Origin of the sequence: Massilia sp. GER05, from assembly GCF_052056005.1 — a bacterium.
GTDB lineage: Bacteria > Pseudomonadota > Gammaproteobacteria > Burkholderiales > Burkholderiaceae_D > Telluria > Telluria orientalis.
Window position 1 is genome coordinate 5495025 of record NZ_CP178858.1, and the last position, 24682, is coordinate 5519706.

Genomic DNA, 24682 nt, shown 5'->3' on the forward strand with positions numbered 1-24682 from the left:
CTCCTCGATTATTCCACCACCAGCCTGTCGCCCACGTAGGCGCGGAAGCGGCGGATGCGTCCCGCGGTGCCGTCCGGCCCCTGGCGCGGCACGTAGCGCAGCCCCGCCACGTCCATCTGCCGTCCCAGGTCGATCACGAGGCGGTGCGGGTACGCGGCCTTGTCCGCCGTGATCCAGTAATCGCTGTTCTGGCCGTTGATGGCGTTCAGCGCGCCGCCGTCTTCCTTCGTCGCTTCCTCGCTGTCGACCCAGGCGATGGTCCAGTTGGACTGGTCGAGCGTCTTGCCGTCCTTGTCCAGCAGGGCCAGCTCCGCCACGGCCGCATACGGCTTGCCGTCGAACGCGTCGAGTCCCTCCAGGCAGAACTGGCGGCCTTTCACCGAAGCGGGAAAGCGCACGTCCTGCGTCTGCGAGCCGGGCGCGAATTCGCCGTCGTGCGCCGGCTTCACGCCGTCCAGCTGCAGGCGGACGGTGCTCGGTGGGCGCGGCAGGTCGCGCTCGCGGTGCAGCTGGTCGAGGATCGGGGTCGTACGTCCCGCGATCGTCGGTGTGCCCTGCCCGCGCGGTCCCGTCAGGTCGAGTACCACGACCTCGTTGCGGCCCTTGCGGATCCACGGTCCCGGCAGATACATCGTCTGTGTGGGGCCGATGCTCCAGAACCTGCCGAGGCAGCGGCCGTTGACCCAGACGACGCCCTGGCCCCAGGCCGCCATGTCGAGGAACGTATCGTCGGTGCGCGCGGCATCGAAGGCGCCGCGGTAGAACGCCGCGCCCTTGCCCCAGCCTTGTTTGAAGGCGAGCGGCGGCAGGACGCCGTCCGCATCGAAATCGATGGCGCGGATTTCCCAGTTCTCCAGCGGCTGTGCGGTGCCGCCCTTCGCGGTGAACGTGACGGGACCGTGGATGCCCTTGCGGTCATGGATCTCCACGCCGAAGTTGACGCGCGCGATCGTGTACAGCAGGATCTCGAGCACGGCCGGCTTGCCGCGCGCCGGTACGTCGACCTTGTAGCGGCGGTAGCGCGTGTCGAACGTGCCGACCTGCCTGCCGTCGAGCGTGATCCACGCGAGGTCGCGCGCGCGCGCCACTTCCACGACGCCCGCCGGACCGGCCGGCAGGGTCACGCGATACGAGACGAGGCCGCGGCTGATGTCGTACTGCTCGATCGGCTTCGGTGATACTGCCTTGATCACGCGCGCGGGTAGCGCGGTCTTCACCGGCATGGACTCGGCCAGCGCGAACGGGGAAATCGACATGACGGGCATGCGCGGCGGCGGCTCGGGCAGCGTTTCGCCCGGCGCGAGGAACGGCGTCATCGCCGCGCGGTACGCGTCGAACTTTTCGCCGATCCAGCCCGCTTCTCCGATCGGCGCGTCGTAGTCGTAGCTCGTCGTATCGGGCCGGAACGGACGGTCGCAGCCGCCCCACAGGCCGAACGTCGTGCCGCCGTGCGCCATGTACAGGCTGAACGAACCGTTCGCCTTCAGCATCGCGGCGATGTCCTTCGTCGCACCCTCGACGCCGCCGCCGTGGTGCGGCGAGCCCCATGTATCGAACCAGCCTGAGTAATACTCGCCGCACATGCGGGGGCCCTTCTGCACGGCGTCCAGCGCCTTGAAGCCGGCGGCCGGATCGCTGCCGAAGTTCGCCACCGTGAACAGTTCGGGGATGTGCGTGCGCGCGACGGCATTCGTCGGATTGCACTGGAACAGCGGGACGTCGAAGCCGGCATCCAGCAGCGCCTGGCGCAGCACGCGCAGGTAACCCACGTCGTCGCCGAAGAAGCCGTATTCGTTCTCGACCTGCACCATCAGGATCGGACCGCCGTGCGTGACCTGCTGCGGGCCGAGCACGCGCCCGACTTCCTTCAGCCAGCGCCGCGCCGGCGCGAGATAGGCTTCGTCGCGCGTGCGCAGGAACGCGTGGCCGTCGTGCTTCAGCAGCCACCACGGCAGGCCGCCCATCTCCCACTCGGCGCAGGCATACGGGCCCGGACGCAGGATCACCCACAGGCCTTCCTGCTGAGCGAGCCGGCAGAATTCCGCGGCGTCGCGCTGGGCGGCCCAGTCGTAGCGCCCTTCGCGCCACTCGTGGTAGTTCCAGAACAGGTAGGCGCAGACGGCATTCAGGCCCATCGCCTTGATGGTCTTCAGGCGGTGCGACCAGTACTCGCGCGGCACGCGCGCGAAGTGCATCTCGCCGCAGCGGATCTGGATCGGCTTCCCGTCCAGCAGGAAGTCGTGGTCGCCGATCGCGAACCGGTGCGAGGCTGCCGCGTGGAGGGTGCCCGTAAACGGCAAGAGCGCAGCAGATGCAGCCGCGCGCTGCAACAGGCGGCGGCGCTGGAAACTGATGGTCATGTGGTCGGTATCCAAAGAAAAAAACCGGCACGGCCGGCCGCGCAGTGCGGTCGTCCGTGCCGGTGCTTGCCGTGATCAGAACTTGTAGCGCAGGCCGAGGCTGAACGAGCGGCCGTTGTCCATGTGCGAGTACTCCCGGCCCGTTTCCATGGTTTGCACTTCGCCGGCGTAGCGGTTGGGCGCCGTGTTCGTGATGTTCGACGCATTGAAGGACAGCGTCAGGTGCTCGTCGATCGCGTAGTTGATCGATCCGTCGACCAGACCGTAGGACCCGATGTAAGTGCTGAACAACGGAATGAGTCCGTTGTAACCCCGGTTCTGGGACGAACGCCAGGTGTACACGAGGCGGGCCGACAGCTTGCTGTCCTCGTACATGCCGGTAAGGCTGTAGCTGTTCTTGGATACGAAGTTCTGCTGCGCGTCGATGAAGATGGGCGCCGTGTTCGTGCCGATATTCAGCGGAGCGGACGTATCGACATACGTATAGGAGCCTGCCACACCGAAGTTCTTCAGCCAGCTATCCTTGTCGTTGAAGAACCACTGCCCGGACAATTCCACGCCGCGCGCATAGCCCTTCGCGGCATTGACGTTCTTCGAGACCATCCACTGGCCATTCGAGCAGCCGTTGCTGGGCCCCGTGTAGGACACCGCATTCTGCGGCATCCCGCAGCTCGAGAGTTGGCTGAAGAAGCCGCTGATGTCCTTGTTGAACAGGCCGAGCGCCAGATAGTTCGTCGGGCTGAAATAGCGCTCGAGCGAGAGGTCGACACTGTCGGCTTTCTGCGGGCTCAGGTCCGGATTGCCCACGTTGGCGGTGCCGTTTCCGAAGTTGTACGAGTAGTTCGGATTCAGCAGGTCCAGATTGGGACGGGTCATGCCGCGGCCATAGCCGAAGCGGGCCAGGAAATCCTTCGCGATGTCGTAGGTGACGTTAAACGCCGGCAGGACATTCGTGTAGGTCGTCGTTTTCGTATTGTCGATCAGCGGGGACGTCGCCTGGGCCGGGTCGGAGAGGACGCGCGCGGTCGCCTGGGACTTGGTGCGGACGACACGTACGCCGACGTTACCCTTGAGGCGCTCGTCGAACGCCGCGAAGTCGGTGGAGACGTAACCGGCCAGCGTATTCTCGTTGAGATAACGACGGCCCAGCTCATATTCCGGGTAGCTGCCCTCGGGGACGATATTCGCTTGCGGGAATTGTGCGGCAACCTGGTTGCCCAGCAGCGCGTCCGGGTTGTACACGACAAAGCCCCCGGTATAGCCGTTCTGATTGCCCAGCATGTTCGTCGGCGCCTGTCCCAGGACGCCCGGCTTGGACGCCGCGGAAATCGCGTTCGAGTAATCGGCGGCGAGCGGCTTGCCGTCCGTCGTCAACCACTTGCCCCCGTTGTAGGGATTCTTGTCAAAGAACCGATTGGTCTGATGCGCAAAGCGCGTGCCGAACTTCAACCTGGTGAAGAAGCCGTCTTCGAACGTATAGATGCCGCTGAGCGCGGTCGCGGCGCCATTGTCGTGGAATTCCTGGTAGCCGTCGCCGCTGTATTTCTGGAAGACGAATTTGGCTGGATCGGACCAATCGTTGCCGTGAATGTCGGTGTAGTGGCCGTCGTTCCAGTTCTGGTTGACGCGAGTAATATCGAAGTACTGGCCGGGTGCGTTGCCCATCTCGACACGGCGGTTGTCCTTGATGCGGTCCGCCCTGATGTAGTTGATATCGCCCTTGAGCGACAGTGCGGGGGTCGGGCTCCACTCGACGCCCGTGGCCACGTTCCAGGTCGTGTACAGGCTGTGCTCATCGCCGCCCCACGTACCGATCGGCTGGTTCAGGAAGGTACCGCCGAGCGCACGCTGGGTAGTCACGACGTCGTTGCTGCCGCCGTTGGCGTTGCGGTTGGCCATGTACTCGTTGATGGTGAACGGCGTGAGCGTCAGGTTCTGGACGTTACCCCCGTAGTCGTTGAAAATGCGGGTAAAAAGATAGTTCTGGTTGTACAGGTAAGAGGTGTAGGCGCCTTCGGTGTAGAAGCGCAAGGTATTGTTGACGCGATAATCGGCCCCGAGGTTCAGGGCTTTGCGCGTGCGCGCGATGCTTTCCACACTGGGCCAGGGACCGAGGGTATTGGCGGAGATAATGTTGGCGGCCTGTGCGGGTGTCAGCTTGGACGTGTCCGGCACTGCGTTGGGAGTAACGGTGCCCGCCGCCGGTATCACGTCCACGGGCGCCAGGTAAGTGATGTCGCTGCGGCCGACATATTTCGACATGGGCAGGGCCACGTTATTGCCCGTGTTCGCGGCCGCCAGGCTCGCGTACTCGGCGCTGTCGCCACGAACCGTGCGCCGGTAATTCATACCGCCATTGGTGCCGGCAGAGTCGTTACGGCTGGTGGTCTTCTGGAAGGCGAAGGCGGCCATCACGCCGATGCGCGAACCGCCGCCGAGATCGAAGCGGTTGGCGAGCAGTCCGCTTACTTCAGGTTCTTTCTTCCGGACGAGATCGTTGTAGCGCATATTGCCGTTCAGCACAGCGGTAAAACCCTTGAAATCGCTCGGATTGCGGGTGCGCAGGTTGATCAGGCCGCCGATGGCGCCTTCGACGTGTTCGGCGGAAGGGTTCTTGTAGACGTCGATGCCGGCGACCATGGCCGGAACCGCGTCTTCGATGTTGAATTCGCGCGAGCCGGCGGTGAAATAGGCGCGTCCGTTGATTTGCGACGCCGTCTGGTTCGACAGGCCGCGGATGGTCATGCCGGAGCCGTTGCCGCCCGGCGAGGCGCCTTCGCCGCCGTAGCGGTAACCCTGCACGCCCGGCAGGCGTGTGAGCGTTTCCGCGACGTTAGGATCGGGCAGCTTGCCGATGTCGTCGGCAGTGATGGAGTCGACGACTTCCATCGCGTTCTTCTTGATCGACAGGGACGATTCCGCGCTGGCGCGGAGGCCCTTCACGACGACGGTGTTGGCTTCGACCGGCGCGACCTGTGCCAGCGCTTGCGACGCGAAGGCCTGGGACAGGGCCAGTGCGACGAGGGTCATGCGCGGGACGTTGTAGTATTTCTGGTGCATCTTCTTCTCCTCCAAGTAATCCGAATGGACTTGTCGTCTTATTGTTTCGCTGGTTTTACGGCTTGCCATGCAGCCGGCTGCCGTTTTAGATATCGATAACAATGCGAATGGATTATAGGAGTTCGCCGAGTAATAAAAGCAACCATTCGGCGTTATGATTTTTACTAGTGATGCGAGGAAGATACGGTAGAGACGGGCGTTATCGCTAACACGGCCCTAAAACCGTGCAGCGTGGATCGGCGCGCACCGGCGTCGACCACACCCTGTTTGTTATCGATATCGACGAGCGCAGCCCGCCCGTCCATTTCTACGCGATTGCATACGTGAAATCGCCGCTCTCGTCGGCGCCCACCGCGATCCGCTCGATCGCCGCCCCTTCCGCCATGCGCGCCAGGACGGCCTCGGCAATCTGCGGCAGCAAGGTGCCGTTGAGGATGTTGTCGACGTTGCGCGCGCCGGAATCGACTTCCGTGCAGCGGGCCAGCACCGCATCCACGAGCGACTCGTCGTACGCGAACGCCGCCTTGTGGTTGGCGGCCACGCGCTGGCCGATGCGTCCGAGCTTGAGTTCGATGATTTGCGCCAGCACGTCGTCCGGGATCGGATAGAACGGCACGACTTTCAGGCGGCCCAGGAATGCCGGCTTGAACTGCTTGACGAGCGCGGGACGGATCAGCGCCTCCAGTTCCTCGGCGCCCGGCACCTCTTCCGGCGCCTTGTTCAGGCAAGCCTGCATCAGTGTGCTCGACGCGACGTTCGACGTGAGGATGATGAGGGTGTTGCGGAAATCCACTTCGCGGCCTTCCGCGTCGTCCAGCACGCCCTTGTCGAAGATCTGGAAGAACAGCTCCAGCACGTCCGGGTGGGCCTTTTCCACCTCGTCGAGCAGCACGACGCTGTACGGGTTGCGGCGCACGGCCTCCGTCAGCACGCCGCCCTCGCCATAGCCCACGTAGCCCGGCGGCGAGCCTTTCAGGCCGGAGACGCTGTGCGCTTCCTGGTATTCGCTCATGTTGATGGTGACGAGCTTGCGTTCGCCGCCGTACAGCACGTCGGCCAGCGCCAGCGCCGTCTCCGTCTTGCCGACGCCGGAGGGGCCGACGAACAGGAACACGCCCTGCGGCTTGTTCGGATCGTCGAGGTTCGCGCGCGCCGTGCGCACGCGCTGCGCGACCGCGTCGATCGCATGCGATTGGCCCAGCACGCGCTGCTCCAGCAGGTCCTGCAAATTCAGCACCGTGCGGATCTCGTCCTTGACCATCTTGCCGAGCGGGATACCGGTCCAGCCGGCGACGATGCCGGCGACCACGTGGCCATCCACCTGCAGCGGAACGAGCGGCGTTTCGCCCTGCACGGCCTTCAGTTCGTCGCGCAGGCCACGCGCGTCTAGCGCTTCGCGGATGCGGACCACGAGATCGCGCTCACGCTCCCAGCGCGCACGCAACGTGGCCAGTTCGTCCTCGGCGGCACCGCGCGCCGCGGACAACTCGCCCAGCCGCGCGTCGTGCGCGCCCTCGCCCGCCGCCTGCTCGCGCTCCAAGGCCGCGCGTTCGGCATCGAGGCGCTCCAGCTGGCGCGTGAGGTCTTCGATGCGGGCCGGCGCCGCGTCGCGGCCCAGCGCCACTTTCGCGCACGCCGTGTCCAGCACGCCGATGGCCTTGTCCGGCAGCTGGCGCCCGCTGATGTAGCGGTGCGACAGGCGCACGGCTTCCGTGATGGCCTCGTCGTGGATGCGGACATTGAAATGCTTCTCCATCAGCGGCGCCATCCCGCGCAGCATCGCGCACGCCAGTTCCTCGCTCGGCTCCTCGACCTTCACGACCTGGAACCGGCGCGCCAGCGCGGGATCCTTCTCGAAATATTTCTTGTACTCGCTCCACGTGGTGGCCGCGATCGTGCGCAGCTCGCCCCGTGCCAGCGCCGGCTTCAGCAAATTCGCCGCGTCGTTCTGGCCCGCCTGGCCGCCCGCGCCGATCATCGTATGCGCCTCGTCGATGAACAGGATGATCGGGTGCGGGCTTTTTTTCACTTCGTCGATGGTGTTCTTGAGGCGGTTCTCGAACTCGCCCTTCACGCTGGCGCCGGCCTGCAGCAGGCCCAGGTCCAGCACGTGAATTTCCACGCCGCGCAATACCTCGGGCACGTCGCCCGTCGCGACGCGCAATGCAAGGCCTTCCACGACGGCCGTCTTGCCGACGCCCGCTTCGCCCGTCAGGATCGGGTTGTTCTGGCGGCGGCGCATGAGGATGTCGACGAGCTGGCGGATTTCCGCGTCGCGCCCGATCACCGGATCGACCTTGCCGTCGCGCGCGCGCTGCGTGAGGTTCGTCGTGAACTGGTCCAGCGCGGGCGTCTTCGACGGTCCCTGGCGCCGCAGCTCGCCCACCGGGTCGCCGCCCGCGTCCTGCACGGGCGCCGCGGCGACGGCCGGTGCTTCGTCGGAGCCGCCCGTCACGTCGTCGAAATGGTGCTTGATGCGGTCCAGGTCGAATTCGGCGAACTGCGGCGACACCCGGTGCGCCAGCTGCGCCAGCTCGGGAGAACTCAGGAGCGCCTGCAGCAGATGGCCGCTGCGGATGCCGGCCTGCTGGCCCGCGCGCAGGTCGAGCGACGCGATGAGCCACGCGTGTTCGAACAGTTTCGGCAACCGCTCCGAGAACACGGGCGTGCGCGTGTTGCCGCTCCTGAAGCCGGCCACTTCCGCGTGCAGGTCCGCCTCGAGCCGCTCGATCGACACGCCGCAGCGCCGCGCGATCACGGCCAGGTCGCACGCGGGCTGTTCCAGCAGCGCGAGGAACAGGTGCTCGATGTCGACCTCGTACTGTCCCAGCGACACGCACAGGCCGGCCGCCCGCGTGGCGGCCGCGCGGCAGGTGTCGTCCAGTTTGCCGATCAGGGTTTTCAGGTTGATGCTCATCGCGTGTCCTCTTTCAGTTGGCATGTCTTAGTTTGCGTGAATCTCATAGCGCACATCGGCGCGGTCTTGTATTTGGGGGCCGTCGACGAGGAACCCGTCCCAGCCCAGGCGTGCGCCGGCCGTCCGCGTGCCGGCCAGCGTGCTGCCCCGCACGTCGGCCGCGCGCAGCACGAGCTGCACTTCGTATTCGAGCGACAGCCCGGTGAACATGGTCACCATATTGCCCAGCGCGCGCGCCGCGCGCCCGCCCGGCAGGAAGGCTTCGTAGGACGGCAGGTCCAGCGGACCGATGACGAGGCGCAGGCGCAGGTCGCGCTGCCACACGCGCGTGCCGGCCATGGCGCCGCCGCCCAGCGTGGCGTTGCCGAGGCCGAGCGCCGTCTGCTGCGTGGCCGGCACGTCGTACCAACGGCCGATGAACTGCTCGGCGCGCACGGGCTGGCCAAAGTACTCGGACAGCACGCGCGCGATCTGCACGCTGGACGCGGGCCGCTGGCGCATCGCGGTGGCGAAGTAGGCGAAGGTTTCGTCCAGCACGCCGTCGCCGTGGTCGGACAGGCGTCGGCGCAGCGCCGTGTGGCCCATGCCGGCCAGCGACAGCAGCAGTGGCAGGAAGCCATCCCGGCGGCCGCCGTATTTCAGCTCCAGCCGGTACTTGCGCCAGGCCTCGTAGAACAGGGCCAGCGTGCGGGTCGAGAACGTGTCGAGGAAGGCGCGCGGGCCGTCGTCCCGTTCGGCGATCTGCTGCGCGGCCACCCGCTCCGTGTAATGGGCCGGCAAGGCGCCGCTCGAACCCAGCAGGCCCATGAACGTGGGCGTCAGCCGCACGTACTTCAGCTCCTGCGACTGCAAAGCGGCGGCCAGGGCGGCGCTGTTCGGCGCGACCGTGCGCGGTTCCGCGTGCAGCGCCTCGATCTCGCTGGCCGGGAAGGCGAGCGAGGTCGAATTGCTAAAGCGCAGGAAATTCGCCAGCGCGCCCTCTTCCGCCATGCCGCGCTTGCGCAGCCACAGCTCGATCATGCGCACGGCCTGGAAATACTGGAAGCGGTACGGCTGCGCGAACAGCCGCTCGATTACAGCAGGCTCAAATCGCCGCTTCGGGGCGTGCATCGCAGCAGCTCTCCTCCGGTCTTGTTGGAAACGATCACGAGTTGCGTGAAGCTGTTGGCGTGCACGTACAGGCCGAGGAAGCGTTCGACGATGTGGGCGAACGCGTCGACGCCGCTGCCGACGAACGCCTCCTCGTCGATCGTCAGCCGCACCTCGATGCCGCGCACCATGCAGGCGAACGGATTCCCCGGCAGCCATGCCGTCGCGGGGCGGTGCTCGACGGCGAGGATGCCGCCGATCTGGCGCTGCGTCGAGGGTGAGCGCGGCAGGTCGTACAGGGTGAGCATCTCGCGGAACGCGGCGATGCCGCCGCCCGACAGCGACAGATGATTCAGCGACAGGTGCGAGATCAGGCGCCAGTGCGCGCCGCGTCCGCGCTCGAAGCGGTACGACGGCGTGGGCTTGCGCAGGAAGCTGATCGACTGCACCGTCGATCCGCCCTCGATGAACAGGTCGCCGCCGCGCACGCCGTACGACAGCAGCGCGGGCAGGTCGCGGTTGGTGCACGTGAGCTCGATGCTCAGCGTGTCCGTCTCCACCTCGGCCGGGTCGAAATCGATGTCGACGAGGGAGATCTGGGTCTCGTAGCCGGGGCTGCGTTCGGCCAGCAGCGGGTCGCGCCGCATGATCCAGTAATGGCCGCTCTTGTCGGGCATCTGGCCGTGGCGCAGCGAGTAAAACGGCCGAAACTCCACAATGGATTCGCCCTGCGGGGTCTGGCGCACGAGGCGCACGCTGTCGATAGCCTGCACCTCGAACGCGAAGGCGCGGCGCGCGTCCGCCAGCACGGGATAGCTGGCCGTCGTGTGCGTCAGGCGGATCGGTTCGCCGCGCTGGCGGAACAAATTCACCACCGGCGTGCAGCCCAGCAGCAGGTTCGTCGCGGACAACGTGCCCAGCATGCGGGCCGCGTTCGAATCCGCGCGCAGGCCGGACAAGGCCAGGTGCAGCGTGATGGTACGCGTCCCTGCCGGCAGCGCGGCCGTCAATGCGGCCAGGTCGATGTCGAAGAAGTTGAACTTCTCGGGGAAGCAAAAATATTCGGTGAGCAGGCGGTACGCCGTGTGCGAGCGGGCCGGGAAGTCGATCAGCGACTCGTCCTCGCCGAAGCCGGCCGGCTGCAGCGGGATCTTCGACAGCGGGATCCAGCGCCCGTTGCCGTCGGCTTCCGCGTACGCGCACACGCCGCGCATGAACAGCGCGTCGCGCAGCGCGGCGCAGAACGACGGTTCGCCGTCGATGAATACGCGCAGGCTCGCCAGCTTCAGGCCCGCGATCGGATTGGCGCCCGTGGCGGCCAGCGTGATCGACAGCTTCGACGTCGCCTGCGGCGGCGGACGCACGGCGTCGGGCGCGTCGAGGATGGCGTCGAAGCGGGCGCGCGCCAGGTCCAGCGGCGCCACCGTCACGGGGTAGGCGGTGCGGAAGGTGCACGGCGCGCCGCGCACGGGGCGCGTGGCGAGCTGCGTGCCGCGCGGGATCTCGCCGGCGGCGCCGGGCTGCGCGGCGGCGCCGCCGAAGTCCATGCGCGCGATCGAGCACGATGGGAACGGGCGCAGGTAGTGCGGGTACAGGACGTCGAGCAGCGCTTCGGTGAATTCGGGGTAGTCGTCGTCGAGGCGCTTGGCGATGCGGGAATTCAGCAGCGCGAACGATTCGATCATGCGTTCGATGTGCGGGTCTTCGCACACTTCGCCGCCGATGAGCAGCTTGCCGGCGATCCTGGGGTAGCGCTCGGAGAATTCGCGCGAATGGCGGCGCAGGAAACCGAGCTCCTGCTCGTAATACGGTAATAACTGGTCCAACTCAGGCTCCCGGCGCCGCCGCACGGCGGGCCTTGCTGATGGTGTAATGCTGGCTGGAGGGCTGCAGCACGGCGTCGAAGTTGACCGGCTCGTGCGCCGCGCTCACGACCATCAGCGCGGTGATCGAAAAATTCAGGCGGTTCACGGCATCGTCGCGCAGTTCGAGGCGGGCCTGCACGTTGCGCAGGCGCGGTTCGTGGCGCGCGATCGCCGCTTCCAGGCTACGGCAGATGAAGGCGCGATCGTCGGTGCTCGACAGCGACAGGCCCGCGAAATCGTGCAGGCCGTACGCGACGATGGAACGCGCGCATTCGGGAAAGCGCCGGAATGCCTCTTCCGGCATCACGGCGCGGGTATTCAGCAGCGCCTCCAGGTCGCGCGCCACCGAATCCTTCATTTCCTCGAGCGAGACGCGCGGCACGGTGCCCGTCTGGGCCTGGCCGGGACGGTCGATCAGGCGATCGAACAACCCCGGCATGAATCCTTTGGCGGACATCGTGCCGGCGCGCTATCAGGCCGCGATCTTGTTGGCCGACAGGTCCCAGCCGCCCGACGTGTTACCGCCCGTGCCGCCGTTGACCTTCTGCTGGGTGTACTTCCATTTCACCTTGGAGTACTTGATCGACACGTCTTCGGTCAGGATGTTGCCCTGCTCGACGGACGGCGAGACGCTGGAGATCAGGACGTTTTCCAGTTCGATCTCGAAGTACTTGACGCGCTCGCCCTGGCCGTCCGCACGCAGGAACTCGAACTTCGCTTTCGGGATGGTCTTGCCCGACGAGCAGGTCTGCAGCAGGATCGGGGTGGCCAGGTCGGCCAGCTTCGAGACGACGATGTCCTTGTGCTCGGTGCGCTCGGCGGTGTGGCCGCCGCCGGTCGACGCGGTGGCCGATTTCGGTTGCAGGACTTCCCACTGGACGCTCTTGACTTCGATCCAGTCCTTGTGTGCGGTGTCGGCGGATTCGCCTTTGATACCGTCGATTTGCAGGTAGACGTCGATTGCCATGTTGTGTTTTTCCTTTCAGTTCAGTTGATACGGGGGGACTACAAAGTTGATCAGGTGGCCGATGCCGGCAGTTCCGCGACGAGGCGCAGCGATACGGACAGTTCGTCGAGCTGGAAGTGCGGACGCAGGAACGAGACGGCCCGGTAGACGCCCGGACGGCCCGGCACTTCCTGCACCTGCACGCTCGCTTCGCGCAGCGGGAACTGCGCCTTCTGTTCCTGGCTCGCGTTGTCGTCCAGCAGGACGTACTGCGTGAGCCAGCGGTTCAGGAAGTCCTCGACGTTGGCCGCGGCGGCGAAGCTGCCGATCTTGTCGCGCATCATGGCCTTCATGTAGTGGGCGATGCGCGAGACGGCGAAGATGTATTGCAGCTGGGCCGACAGCACGGCATTCGCGTTGGCGGCGTCGCTCGCGTACTTGCGCGCCTTCTGCGCCGACTGCGCGCCGAAGAAGGCCGCGTAGTCCGTGTTCTTGCAGTGCACGAGCGAGATGAAACCGAGGTCCGACAGCTCTTTTTCGCGGCGGTCGGTGATGGCGATCTCGGTCGGGCATTTCAGCGCGATCTCGCCTTCGTCCGTCTTGAACGTGTGGGTCGGCAGGTTTTCCACGAGGCCGCCGCCTTCCACGCCGCGGATCGCCGCGCACCAGCCGTAGTCCTCGAACGCGCCCGTCAGCTTGGTGCCGAACGCGTAGGCCGCGTTGCACCACAGGTATTTGTGGTGGTCGGTGCCGTCCACGTCCTCGACGTAGTTGAAGCCTTCGGTGGTGGCGCCGTCGGCCGGGTTGTACGGCAGGCGGCCGAGGAAGCGCGGCAAGGTCAGGCCCACGTAGCGCGCGTCTTCCGATTCGCGGAACGCCTTCCATTTCGCGTATTCGACGGTGTCGAAGATCTTCGACAGGTCGCGCGGCTTGCCGAGATCCGAATAGCTTTCGAGGCCGAACAGCTCGGGCGACGCGGCCGTGATGAACGGCGCGTGCGCGGCCGCCGCCACGTGCGACATCTGCTCGATGAAGTACATGTCTTCCGGCTGGCGGGTAATCTCGAAGTCGCCCAGCAGCGCCCCGAACGGCGCGCCGCCGAAGGTGCCGAATTCTTCTTCGTAGACCTTGCGGAACATGGTGCTCTGGTCGAACTCGATGGCGCTCTGGAAGTCCTTCACCAGTTCGCGCTTGGTCGCGTTGAGCATCTTGACCTTCAGGTTCGGGCCCGTCGCCGTGTTGTTGACGAGGTAGTTCAGGCCCGTCCAGCTGGATTCCAGCTTCTGGAATTCCGGCGCGTGCATCACCGCCGACAGCTGCGCGGAGATCAGGCGGTCCAGCTCCGCCACGCGGGCGTCGATGGTGGCCGCCAGGTTGTCGGACACGACCACCGTGCCGTCCATGACCTGGTTGACCAGTTCCGCGATCAGGTCGCGGGCGCGCGCATGTTCGGCGCTGGATTTCGCCACCTTGCTCTGCTCGACGATCTGGTCGAGCAGGTCGGCCTCGGGTGCGAGGGGAGTGTCGGCCGCGAGGGCCGCGTTCTGGAGTGCGGACATGATCACTCTTTCGTCGTCGGCTGGCCCAGCTTGGCCAGGGTTTCGGTGCTGTTCAACACGTCGTTGAGCAGGTCTTCGAGCTTGTCGTTACCGGCCAGCTTGTTGCGCAGGTCGGCCAGCTTCGTGCGGGCCTCGAGCAGCTTACGCAGCGGCTCGACCTGGTTCACGACAGCCTCGGGACGGAAGTCGTCCATCGAGCGGAACGTCAGGTCGACGGCGAACTGGCCGCCCTCGCCCGTGAGTTCGTTGTTCACGCGGTACGTGGCGCGGGGTTCGACGCCCTTCATGACTTCGTCGAAGTTGTCGCGGTCGATGCCGACGAAGCTGCGCTCCTTCAGGCGTTTTTGCGGGACTTCGGAATTCCCGCCGAAATCGCCGACGACGCCGACGACCAGCGGCAGCTCCTTGTTCTCGATCGCATCGCCGATCTCGACGTCGTACGTCATTTGCACGCGCGGCGGGCGGACTTTCTGCAGTTTTTTCTGCACACTGGAATTTCTGGACATGGGATTCCCCTGTGGTTGTTTCGGACGTTATTTCAGTGCGCCGAACGGATCGGCACCGGACGCGCCGGCGGCGACGGCGTGTTTCGCCTTCGGCCTGGCGCGGCCCTTCGCGGCGGCTTTCGCCGGCGGCGCGGCCTGCACGGGCGGCGGCACGAGGATCTGCTCGCCGAGGCTCTCGCGCAGCAGCTTGGCCAGGTCCTGCGACTCCGTCTTGATCGAGCCGGACAGGTTGTTCTGGCGGCTCAGGTCGGCCAGGGCGCGCGTCGACAGGCGCAGGCCGCTGATGGCGATGATGCTGTTCGCCAGGCGGTCGTTCGGATCGCGCACCAGCACTTCCTGGGCGCTGACGATCGCTTCGCCGTACTGGCCGGCGTCGTAGCGGGTCTGGGCGATGCTGGACCACGGCGCCTTGTCGGCCGGGTAGGCGGCGGCCGCCTCCTTCCACAGCGTGACCGCGTCTTCCTTGCGGCCGGCGGTGCTGGCCTCGGTGGCCTTGGCCAGCAGCTCGTCCATCGTGGGCACGGGCGGCTTCTCGGCCAGTTCCGGCTTCGTCGTCGCGCAAGCGGAAAGAAGGAGGGCGCAGGCGGCGGCGCCAACGAAACGGCTCAAGCGGCCAACGGGAAATGCAGGGGTCATGCGGGTCCTCGCAAAAGGGTGAACTAAGTGATGCCTTGGTATTAACTTTGTAAAACTTTTTTTATAGTATCAGAATTATATTATTGATCAACCTCAATTTTATTTACAATCGTACGCGGGTCAGTGACGAGTGAAATGCTCACCAATTTCCACTATTTCCCATTGATTTTCCTTGTAACCTGACGGCATCTGACGTTATGCCAAAGAAATATCACGAATTATCACAAAGAAAATTTGTGTCATAATCGTGCGCTAAATTTCCGTAAGAAATGTTACTGTTCTGCCATTTTCATTTTCAGCAGCGCCAGGGGATAACCAACGCATGAGCGGCAAAATCTTATGGGGCGAAGGACTATTCCTCCGCCCCCAGCATTTCCAGCAACAGGACCAGTACCACGAGGATCGGCTGCACCGCACGGCGGGCCTGCTGCACCCGTATGCCTGGGGCGTCGTCGCGGTCCAGGTCGACCGCGACGCGCTGGCCAACGACGCGCTGCGCCTGCTCGAACTGTCGGTGCGTTTTCCCGACGGCGAGCTGTATTCCGCGCCGGGCGGCGACGACCTGCCGGACGCCGTCGACCTGAGCCAGCTGCCGCAATCCGTGCAGACGGTGACGTGGCACGCCGCCCTGCCCGGCTTCAAGCCATACGGCGCGAATTTCAGCGGGCACCGGACCGACGGCGACGGCACGCACACCGCGCGTTTCGCGCAGCTGGACCGCGACACGCCGGACCTGTACACGCAGGCCGCGAGCGCGCAGCTGACGTACCTGCGCAAGACGGTGCGCCTCGTGTCGGATGGGGAGCCGCTGGACGCCTACGTGCACGTGCCCGTGCTGCGGCTGCGCCGCGCGGCCACCGGCGGCTTCGAGCTCGATGGGTCGTTCGTGCCGCCCAGCCTGACGATCAGGAGCGCGCCGCTGCTGTTCCTGCAGCTGCGCCGGCTGCTGGATGCGCTGCAGGCGAAGGTCAGTGCGCTGTACGGCCACCACCGCGAACCGAGCCGGCACGTGATCGAATTCCGCTCGGGCGACATGTCGTCGTTCTGGCTGCTGCACACGGCCAGCACGGCGTGCGCGAACCTGTCGCACTACTTCCACAATCCGGCGCTGCATCCGGAACGGCTGTACGAACAACTGCTGTCGCTGGCGGGCAGCCTGATGACGTTCTCGAAGAGCTGGACCCTGGCCGACCTGCCGCCGTACCAGCACGCCGACCCCGGCCCCGCGTTCGCGACGCTGCACCAGATCATCCGCGAACTGCTCGACACCGTGATCTCGTCGCGCTACTTCGCCATCGCGCTGCGCGAAGTGAAACCGTCGTACTGGCATGGCATGCTGGACTCGGAAAAGATCGACGACAAGACGACGTTCTACCTGGCCGTGTCCGGCGACATGGCGGCCAGCGAACTGGTGGACGTGGTGCCGCTGCGGCTGAAGATCGGCGCGCCGGACGACGTGGAAAAATTCGTGCTGTCCGCGATGCCCGGCGTGCGCCTCGTGCACGCGCCGCAGGTGCCGGCCGCCGTGCCGGTGCGGCCAGACGCCGTCTACTTCGCCATTGAAGCGAAAGGCCAGATGTACGAGCGCATGCTGCAGGCGCAGTCGATCTCGATCTACGTCCCCGGCAGCATGGCGGACGTGAAGCCCGACCTCGTCGCCGTGACCTCCTGAACCCGAGAGACCTTCCATGACCACCGCAACCGCACCTTCCCTCATGGCCGCCGGCACCCCGGCGGCGGCGCCGGCGGCGCCGCAGACGCTGCTGGACCTGATGTACGACGGCTTCTACGCCCTGTTCATGCTCAAGAACGGCAACGGCCCGCAGGACGACGCCGCGTTCGCGCGCAAGATGACGCAATTCCTCGACGACTTCGGGCGCAACGCGCGCAAGCACAACGCGTCGCCGGACGACGTCGACGCCGCGAAATACGCGTTCTGCGCCGCGGTCGACGAGATCATCCTGCGCTCGCACTTCACGATCCGCGACGCGTGGGAGCGCCGCCCGCTGCAGCTGCAGCTGTTCGGCGACCAGCTCGCGGGCGAGCACTTCTTCGAACGCCTGGAACAGCTGCGCGCGCGCGGCAGCGCCCACGTGGAAGCGCTCGAAGTCTTCCACATGTGCCTCCTGCTCGGCTTCCAGGGCCGCTACATCCTGGAGGGGACGGAAAAGCTGAACTACCTGACGTCGCGCCTGGGCGACGAGATCGCGCACATGAAGGGCAAGCGCGGCGGCTTCGCGCCGCACGCGGAACGTCCCGACCAGATCCGCCACAAGCTGCGCAGCGACCTGCCGCTGTGGGTGCTGTACTCGGTGTTCGGCCTGATCTGCGTGCTGGGCTACGTGGGACTGCGCACGTCGCTCGGGCACACGAGCGAGGCGCGCATGAATGCGTACAGCGACGTCGTCAAGATGGCGCCGCGGGCGGCGAATCTGACGATCACGCTGCCTTGACGTTCGCGCGGGCACGGGGTGCCCGCCCTACCCGCTACACGAAATTACGCCTGCAACGACAACCGGTAAACGGTCGTCTGCCGGTACACCTGCCCCGGATGCAGCATCACGCGCGGCCACGCCGCGCTCATGAGGCCGGGTCGCGCGTGGGCTTCGACGCGGAACGCGTCCAGGCGCGGCAGGCCCGCGCCGCTGCTGAAGCGCACGGCCGCCTCGGTCGTGTGCAGCTGGAGGCGGCGCCCGGAGGCCGGGTCGAACACGCGGGCCACTTCGCGCAACTGCCCCTGGCCGCCGGCGAAGTGGTTGCGGACGCAGAAGCAGTGATCGAAGCCGCCGGCGCGCTGCAGCTGGGTGTCGGTCCAGTGCAGGCGCGGGCCGATGGCGGCGGCCTGGCGGAAGTCGAAGGCCGTCCCGCCCACGGCGGCCACGCCGGCGGGCGTGCCGCCCGGCCCCGTTTCCTCGAAATAGTCGGCGTCGATCTGCACCATGTGGTCGCCCACGTCGGCCAGGCTGCCGGAGAGATTGAAGGAAGGATGCGCCAGCGCCGCGAGCGGGATCGGCACGCCGGCCACGGCCTGGTACTCGATCGACAGGGCGCCCTCGTCGTCCAGCCGGTAATGCACGAGCATCCCCGCCCCGTCGCCGCCCGCGGTGAGCGCCAGCGACACGACGCCGTTCGCCTGCCGCCCCTCCCAGCGCGTGGCGCGGCCGCCGGACGGGATGCCGTCGAGGTCCGACTGCACGACATCGGCCATGCGCCCGTAACGGTCGGGCGCGACCCAGGCACGCAATTGCGCGCCCCGTTCGCCGATCGTCACGGTCATGCCGGCCGCGTTCTCGAGCATGAACGAGCGTTCGCCGGCCGACACGGCCGGGGCGCCCGGAATGAGGTGGATCGTCATTGCAGTCTGGCTTCCCGAGGTTCGATAGGAAGCCATTCTCCCGGCCCGCGCGTTGTGTTTCAATTACGAAAATCACCAACGGGCCGAACGATTCTCGCCGATGCTACGCCGCGGTGCGTTCGCCCAGCGCCCGGTCGCGCCATGCGCGCGGCGTGCAGCCGAGTTCGCGCTTGAACACGAGGTGCATGTACTGCGTGGACGTGAACCCGCAGCCCAGCGCCACGTCCGCGATGCTGCGTTCGCCGCTTTCCAGTCCCGCCTTGGCCGCTTCCAGCTTCGACTTGAGGATCATGTCGTGCACGCTGCAGCCCAGCTCCTGGCGGAAGTAGACTTCCAGCGAGGAGCGCGACACGCCCACGTACTCCGCCACCTGGTGCGTCTTGATGCCCTGGCACGCGTACTGGCGGATGTAGTGGCAGGCCCGCATCACGTGCGGATGCTTGACGGCCTGGTAGCGGCTCGACGCGAGGACGTTGATGCCGGCCGGCGGCACGAGGATGCGCGTGTTCGACAGGCGCACGCCGTGCAGCATCTGCTCCAGCAGGTGCGCCGCCGTGCGGCCCATCTCGTGCGCGCCCTGGATCACGGAGCTGAGCGGGATGCGGGTCAGCATGCGCACGAGCGGGTCGTTGTCGATGCCGATCAGCGCCACCTGCTCCGGCACCGAGATGCCGGCGATCGCGCAGGCCTGCAGCAGCTGGCGCGCGCGCGCGTCCGTGACGGCGATGACGCCCACCGGCTTGGGCAGGCTGCGCAGCCAGTCGATCTGGCCCTGCACCGCCGCGTCCCACGACGCCGCGCTGGTCTCGCAGCCGCGGAAGATCTCCGCTTCCATCCGGTCGTCGGCCATCAGGGTGCGGAACGCGCGCTCGCGCTCCTGCGCCCAGCGGCTTTCCTGCGCTTCGGGCAGGCTGAACATGGCAAAGCGTTGCAGGCCGACGTCGATCAGGTGGTCGCGCGCCAGCTTGACCAGCTTGACATTATCGGTCGCGACATAGGGCACGCCGGGCGGATACGCGTCCTCGTTCGCATAGGAACCGCCGACGCCGACCACCGGCACCGTGCAGCCGGATAATGCCCGGACGACGGCCGGGTCGTCGAAATCGGCGATGACGCCATCGCCCTGCCAGCGATCCATTCCATTCAGGCGCAGGCGGAAATCCTCTTCCAGAAATAAATCCCAGGCCACGCGCGTACCGCCCAAATGGCCGGCAATTCCGGCAATCACATCGCGATCGAAGGTTTTGTTTCCGTTGAATAGCAGCGCTATCCGATAGGCTTTCGTCGTTTTCACTCTTGTCGTCTCCTGTGAAACTATTTTTATTTTGTTTCCGGGCTAAACGGGCCCGGCATGGCATGTTTAGTAAACAGCTCAGTAAACAGATAACGCAGCAACAAGGAGATCAGGCAGCGCAATGCCCGGCAAAGCGGGGCAAACAATGGATGGTGTTTTCCAGACGGCGGGAAGATGCGCTCATTGCGAGCGCGCGGCTGGAATGGGTTGGGCACGGGACATGCGCAGTCATGGGATGGTTCCTCGTAGCGTGACCGGGGTGCCGGTGGCGGCGCCCCTTCAGCTCAAGAATAGGATCCCACCCCGGGGCGCCTATAACGTCAGCAAGCGGATTTCTTTCACCGTGCAAAAAGTACGATCAGTTTTGCAGGGAGTGGAAGGCTGGATCAGCCGTTTCCCACCTTTTTTGGCCGTGACTCGGCGTCGATGGACGGCTGGCCAGGTGCCAGCGTCCGGAATGCCTTCGGCGTGCAACCGTACTCTTCCTTGAACAAACGGTTGAAATACGACACGTTGGCATAGCCGACCGAATAGGCGATTTCCGCCACGGTCGCGGTGCTTTTTTCCGTGAGCAGGCGCGCCGCTTCGGTCAGCCGCAATTTATTCACATAACCGGTGAACGTCATGCCGAGTTCCGTTTTCAGCAGCTCATTCACTTTATTCCGGTTGGCACCGGTGCCGGCCACCACGCTTTCCAGTTCCAGTTCGGGATTCGTGTAATTCGTCGCGATATATTTCAGCACCGTCGCGCTTTCCTCGTCCCGATATGGCTGCACGGTTAATTGGCGGTAAGCGACCAGCGGCAGATCCTTTTTCAATCTGGAATTCAGGCTGGCGGCCAGGGTCCTTGTATGGGTCCGGAAAAACCAGATGCCGAACATGATCCAGCCCGTTACGAGAATCACGGCAAGCGCGCCGATATACCGGTAATCCTGCCTGTGCAATTTGATATTGCTGATTTCCACGTGCGCATCGAGGTCGAATGGCGTTCGCGAACTCGAACCGAAGGAAAACTGCGCCACCTTGTCGAGCTGGTAATCCTTGGACGACAGCGGCAGTTTCATCATCGACAGCCACCAGTCGGGGACGGTCAGCCGCCGGATGTCGATGGACACGGGCACGCCTTGTTCGTTACAAGGAAAGAACGTACCGGGCGACCGGTAGGTGAGGTACTGGCCCGGGACCGAGATCTTGTCGTCGAACACGGTCATGCCCAGCATCATCGGATAGGCGGGCAAGCAGCGCGCGGTGAACGTGATGGTCTCGTATCCCCGCAGGTCGACCGTGGCCAGGTTGCCCTTCGCGTCCTTGGCCATGAACCGGATGCCGGCAAACGGAAACTTGCCGTCGTGCGTCAGGCGGTAGTCGAAGGATACCGCGCCGGGTCCCGCACCGCGCAGATTGACTGCCGACGTGCCGTCCAACTCCTTGTCGGACACGGCGACGGGGTCCCAGCGGATGCCGTCCCGGAGCGCCGGCGACAACGTATAGGTCGGCTGGCTCAGGAAAATGAACAAGGCCGCGAGCAGCGCATCCACGACCAGCAGCGCGATCAGAAAGAGCAGCGACTTCTTGTAAAACTCTTGCATGGTCGTACGGCCGTTGAGTGATCTTCGATCGCTCCGATCATAACAGCCCGGTCAATACGAAGGCAAAAAAAGGGGCGGCCCAGGGCCGCCCCATAAAACCTACCATGCCAGGCGGTAGGAGACTACCCAGCCATTGTGGAAGCCATGACGCGCCGCCGCAATTGTGAAAAATGCCAGCACCCCATACGAAATTGCCCAACCTCGACACCTACGACAAATCGTATGGCAGGAAGCGAATTTCGTAATTGCCCGACCCTGTCCCGACACGTCAGAATGCATGACTATCCAGACCTCTATCCATAAGAAAGGCTACGAATGTTCACCCGGAGACTCCTCCCACTCGCGCTGGCGTGCGCACTCGCAGGCGGCGCATGCGCCCCCGCCGCGGCCGCCCAGCCGGACTTCCCGACCGTCCTTTACGGCGCCGCGTACTATCACGAATACATGCCCTACGAGCGGCTGGACAAGGACGTCCAGATGATCAAGGCGGCCGGCTTCAACGTCGTGCGCCTGGGCGAATCGACATGGAGCCTGTGGGAGCCGGAGGACGGCCGCTTCGAGACGGCGTGGATGGACCGCGTCGTCGACGCGATGGGCAAGGCCGGCATCAAGGTCATCATGGGCACGCCCACCTATTCGATCCCCGCGTGGATGGCGCGCCAGCATCCGGAAATCCTGGCGACCAAATTCAACGGCGCGAAGAACACGTACGGCATGCGCCAGAACATGAATACGGATTCTCCCGCCTACCGCTTCTACGCGGAGCGCCTGATCCGCCGCATCGCCGCGCACTACAAGGACAACCCGAACGTCATCGGCTGGCAGGTCGACAACGAGACGGGCAGCTACGGCGCCGCCAACGACGACGTCTTCATCCGCTTCCAGCACTACCTGGAAAAGAAATTCGGCACGCCGGAAAACCTCAGCCGCGCCTGGTTCCTGAACTACTGGGGCCAGGACCTGCATTCGTGGACCGACCTGCCCCGGCCGGACGGCGCCCAGAGCACGGGCTACAAACTGGAATGGTCGCGCTGGAGCCAGATGCGCGTGACGGACTTCCTGCACTGGCAGGCGCAGCTCGTGCGCGAATGCGCGGGCCCGCGCCAGTTCGTCACGCACGATTTCGCCGGCTCGCTGCACGGCGACGTCAACGAAAGCGCCGTCGCGCAGAAGCTCGACGTCGCCGGCGTGAACATCTACCACTGGGGCACGCAGGACCAGTACAACGGCGCTGCCCAGAAGCTCGACGGCGACTTCACGCGTTCGCTCAAGGGCGGCAACTTCCTCGTCACGGAAACGAACGCGCAGACGACCGACTGGAGCTCCTCGTTCCAGTACCCGCCGTACGACGGCCAGTTCCGCCAGGACGTCTACACGCATTTGTCCAACGGCGCCAACATGGTCGAATACTGGCACTGGGCGTCGATCCACGCGAACCAGGAGACGTACTGGAAAGGCGTCCTCTCGCACGACCTGGAGCCGAACCGCGCCTACGCGGAAATGAGCCGCACCGGCAAGGAACTGCAGAAGATCGGCCAGCGCCTCGTCGACCTGCGCATCCACAACGACGTCGCGATCCTGTGGAGCCGCGATTCGCTCAATGCCATCAACGACATGCCGTTCGCGAAGCAGTCGCAATGGGGCTCGGCGGGCAGCAACGCCGACTACGGCTCGGAAGTGCGCCAGATCCACCGCGCGCTGTACGACCTGAATGTCGGCACCGACTTCGTGTTCCCGGACACGGCCGACCTGTCCGCGTACAAGGTCCTGGTCGTGCCGTCGCTGTACATCGCGGACGACGCGCTGCTGCAGCGGATCGCCGAGTTCGTGCGCAAGGGCGGCCACGTCGTGATGGGCTTCAAGAGCGGCTTCGCGAACGAGAACGCCGCGGTGCGCTGGACGATGGCGCCGGGTCCCCTGCGCCAGGTGCTCGGCTTCCACTACCAGGAATTCTCGAACCTCGCACAACCGCTCGCGCTGAAGGGCGACCCGTTCCAGGCCGGCGACGACAACAAGGTGCGCCACTGGGCCGAGTTCCTGCAGCTGGATACGGCGAAGGCGCTCGCCTGGTACGACCACCCGTTCTTCGGGCGCTGGCCGGCCATCACGGCGAACCAGTTCGGCGCGGGCAAGGCCGTCTACGAAGGCACGTATTTGTCGGACAAGCTGCAGAAGGCCGTGCTGCAATCCGTGCTGCAGGAGAAGGGCCTGATCGGGCCGGACCAGCAACTGCCGTCGCACATCCAGGCGCGCACGGGCGTGAACCGGTTCGGCAAGACCATCCGGTATTACTTCAACTACTCGGGCAGCCCCGCGACGTTCACGTACCGCCACAAGACCGGCACAGACCTGCTGACGTCCCGCGCCGTCAAGGGCGACGAGACCGTCACGCTGGCGCCGTGGGATCTCGCGATCGTCGAGGAGAACTGAAAAGGAGCCTCGGAAAACCGTCGCGAGCGGCAGCAATGTTGTCCGAGAAGCGCAGCTGTACGAGTAGTACAGCGAGCATCGCAGGGCAACAGTGCAACGCGCAGCAGGTTTTACGACGCTCCTTAACGGAACAGCAGCTGGGCGTAGTGATACAGGTTTTCCGCCCAGCTGTCCCGGTCATGCCCATACCCGTCCACGTTCCACACGTGGGCGACGCCCTGCTCGCGCAGCTGGCGGTGCACGCCCTGCGCGACGTTGATCAGTCCATCGCGGTTGCCGCACGACAGATACACCAGTTTCAGCTTGCCCTTCGCCTGCGCCGCCTCACCCGCCAGCTTCGCGGGCGCTTCCGTGTTCGGCGCCGGCGAGAAACCCGCCACCCAGTTGAACGCTTCCGGATGCCCCAGGCCGAAATTCAGCGCCTGCCCGCCGCCCATCGACAGGCCGCCGATCGCGCGGTGCGCGCTGTCCTTCAGCGTCGGATACGCGGCGTCGACGGCGGGAACCAGTGAATCCAGCAGGTCGCGCTCGAAACGCGCGAAGCCGGCCGCGTTTTCCGGCGTGAAGACCTTGTTCTCCGGCGGCGCGCGGTCGTCCGCCAGTGCGCGGCCGTTCGGCATCACGACGATCATCGGCACGATCTTGCCGGCGGCCGCGAGGTTGTCGAGGACGTCCTGCGCGCGCACATAGCCGCGCCACTCGTCCTGGTTGCCGCCGATGCCGTGCAGGAGGTACAGCACCGGGTAGCGGTGCGACTTGTCGTAACCGGGCGGCAGCCAGACGTTCGCCGTGCGGCGCTTGTTCGTGACGCTGGACGCGTAGGTGAACGTCTCCACCTTCCCTTGCGCGCGGCCCGGCTGCGCATCCGCGAATCCGGCGGGCGGCGGCGCGAACGCGCGCACGTCGTCGGCGGCGAGGACGATAGTGCGCGCGAAATTGGCGCGCGCCGTTTCTGCGCTGACCTTGGCGTTGTCCTTGGCGCCGACGTCGGTGTCCTGCGCCTGGGCGGCGGCGCACAGGAGGGCGGCCGCCATGGCGGCGGCAAGCTGAATCTTCATGTCTCGGTTCCTGAATGG

At 65.5% G+C, this 24682-nt stretch carries 17 protein-coding genes; 3 read left to right on the forward strand and 14 right to left on the reverse strand.

Features of this window, described 5'->3' with window-relative positions; translation table 11 throughout:
- Positions 1-8: 8 nt before the first annotated feature.
- The 10 genes from ACL58G_RS24350 to ACL58G_RS24395 form a co-directional block, all read right to left on the reverse strand.
- Positions 9-2360, reverse strand: a complete 2352-nt coding sequence (locus ACL58G_RS24350) for a beta-galactosidase (RefSeq protein WP_413387999.1) — start codon at positions 2358-2360, stop codon at positions 9-11.
- A 75-nt stretch (positions 2361-2435) separates the two neighbouring features.
- The gene (locus ACL58G_RS24355; protein WP_440963460.1) at positions 2436-5420 is read right to left on the reverse strand and encodes a TonB-dependent receptor; all 2985 of its coding nucleotides are present in this window, start codon (positions 5418-5420) and stop codon (positions 2436-2438) included.
- 307 nt (positions 5421-5727) lie between these two features.
- Entirely contained in the window at positions 5728-8337 is a 2610-nt protein-coding gene (gene tssH / locus ACL58G_RS24360) for a type VI secretion system ATPase TssH (protein WP_440963461.1), read from the reverse strand.
- A 27-nt stretch (positions 8338-8364) separates the two neighbouring features.
- Entirely contained in the window at positions 8365-9447 is a 1083-nt protein-coding gene (gene tssG / locus ACL58G_RS24365; protein ID WP_413387995.1) for a type VI secretion system baseplate subunit TssG, read from the reverse strand.
- Complete coding sequence (tssF, locus tag ACL58G_RS24370) at positions 9411-11252, reverse strand: type VI secretion system baseplate subunit TssF (RefSeq protein WP_413387994.1); 1842 nt, start codon at positions 11250-11252, stop codon at positions 9411-9413. Before tssF ends, tssG begins: the two co-directional genes overlap by 37 nt.
- A gap of 1 nt (position 11253) precedes the next feature.
- Entirely contained in the window at positions 11254-11748 is a 495-nt protein-coding gene (gene tssE, locus ACL58G_RS24375; protein WP_413339864.1) for a type VI secretion system baseplate subunit TssE, read from the reverse strand.
- A gap of 15 nt (positions 11749-11763) precedes the next feature.
- Positions 11764-12258: an Hcp family type VI secretion system effector gene (locus tag ACL58G_RS24380; RefSeq protein WP_056125847.1), complete on the reverse strand. Its 495-nt coding sequence runs from the start codon at positions 12256-12258 to the stop codon at positions 11764-11766.
- 50 nt (positions 12259-12308) lie between these two features.
- A complete protein-coding gene (gene tssC / locus ACL58G_RS24385; RefSeq protein WP_413339866.1) occupies positions 12309-13796 on the reverse strand; it encodes a type VI secretion system contractile sheath large subunit in 1488 nt (495 codons plus the stop codon).
- Between the two features lie 2 nt (positions 13797-13798).
- A complete protein-coding gene (tssB, locus tag ACL58G_RS24390) occupies positions 13799-14302 on the reverse strand; it encodes a type VI secretion system contractile sheath small subunit (protein ID WP_413339867.1) in 504 nt (167 codons plus the stop codon).
- 27 nt (positions 14303-14329) lie between these two features.
- Positions 14330-14938, reverse strand: coding sequence for a tetratricopeptide repeat protein (locus ACL58G_RS24395; protein WP_413339868.1), 609 nt, complete (start codon positions 14936-14938; stop codon positions 14330-14332).
- Positions 14939-15260: 322 nt separating this feature from the next.
- Here ACL58G_RS24395 and tssK point away from each other — a divergent pair, with 322 nt between their 5' ends.
- Together tssK and icmH are read left to right on the forward strand one after the other, a co-directional pair.
- Positions 15261-16610, forward strand: coding sequence for a type VI secretion system baseplate subunit TssK (gene tssK / locus ACL58G_RS24400; protein ID WP_413339870.1), 1350 nt, complete (start codon positions 15261-15263; stop codon positions 16608-16610).
- Between the two features lie 16 nt (positions 16611-16626).
- Positions 16627-17391 carry a type IVB secretion system protein IcmH/DotU gene (gene icmH, locus ACL58G_RS24405; protein ID WP_440963462.1) on the forward strand — a complete coding sequence of 255 codons (765 nt, stop codon included), beginning with the start codon at positions 16627-16629 and terminating at the stop codon, positions 17389-17391.
- A 44-nt stretch (positions 17392-17435) separates the two neighbouring features.
- Here the strand turns inward: icmH and ACL58G_RS24410 are convergent, their stop codons facing one another.
- From ACL58G_RS24410 to ACL58G_RS24420, 3 genes are all read right to left on the reverse strand, one after another.
- Positions 17436-18293, reverse strand: a complete 858-nt coding sequence (locus ACL58G_RS24410) for an aldose epimerase family protein (RefSeq protein ID WP_440963463.1) — start codon at positions 18291-18293, stop codon at positions 17436-17438.
- Between the two features lie 103 nt (positions 18294-18396).
- Complete coding sequence (locus tag ACL58G_RS24415; RefSeq protein ID WP_413338402.1) at positions 18397-19587, reverse strand: XylR family transcriptional regulator; 1191 nt, start codon at positions 19585-19587, stop codon at positions 18397-18399.
- A gap of 386 nt (positions 19588-19973) precedes the next feature.
- Positions 19974-21176: a helix-turn-helix domain-containing protein gene (locus ACL58G_RS24420; RefSeq protein WP_413338401.1), complete on the reverse strand. Its 1203-nt coding sequence runs from the start codon at positions 21174-21176 to the stop codon at positions 19974-19976.
- 315 nt (positions 21177-21491) lie between these two features.
- Between ACL58G_RS24420 and ACL58G_RS24425 the strand changes: the two genes are divergently transcribed.
- Positions 21492-23606, forward strand: coding sequence for a beta-galactosidase (locus ACL58G_RS24425; RefSeq protein WP_413338398.1), 2115 nt, complete (start codon positions 21492-21494; stop codon positions 23604-23606).
- 122 nt (positions 23607-23728) lie between these two features.
- Here ACL58G_RS24425 and ACL58G_RS24430 read toward each other — a convergent pair whose 3' ends face one another.
- Complete coding sequence (locus ACL58G_RS24430) at positions 23729-24664, reverse strand: alpha/beta hydrolase (protein ID WP_440963464.1); 936 nt, start codon at positions 24662-24664, stop codon at positions 23729-23731.
- Between the last annotated feature and the right edge of the window lie 18 nt (positions 24665-24682).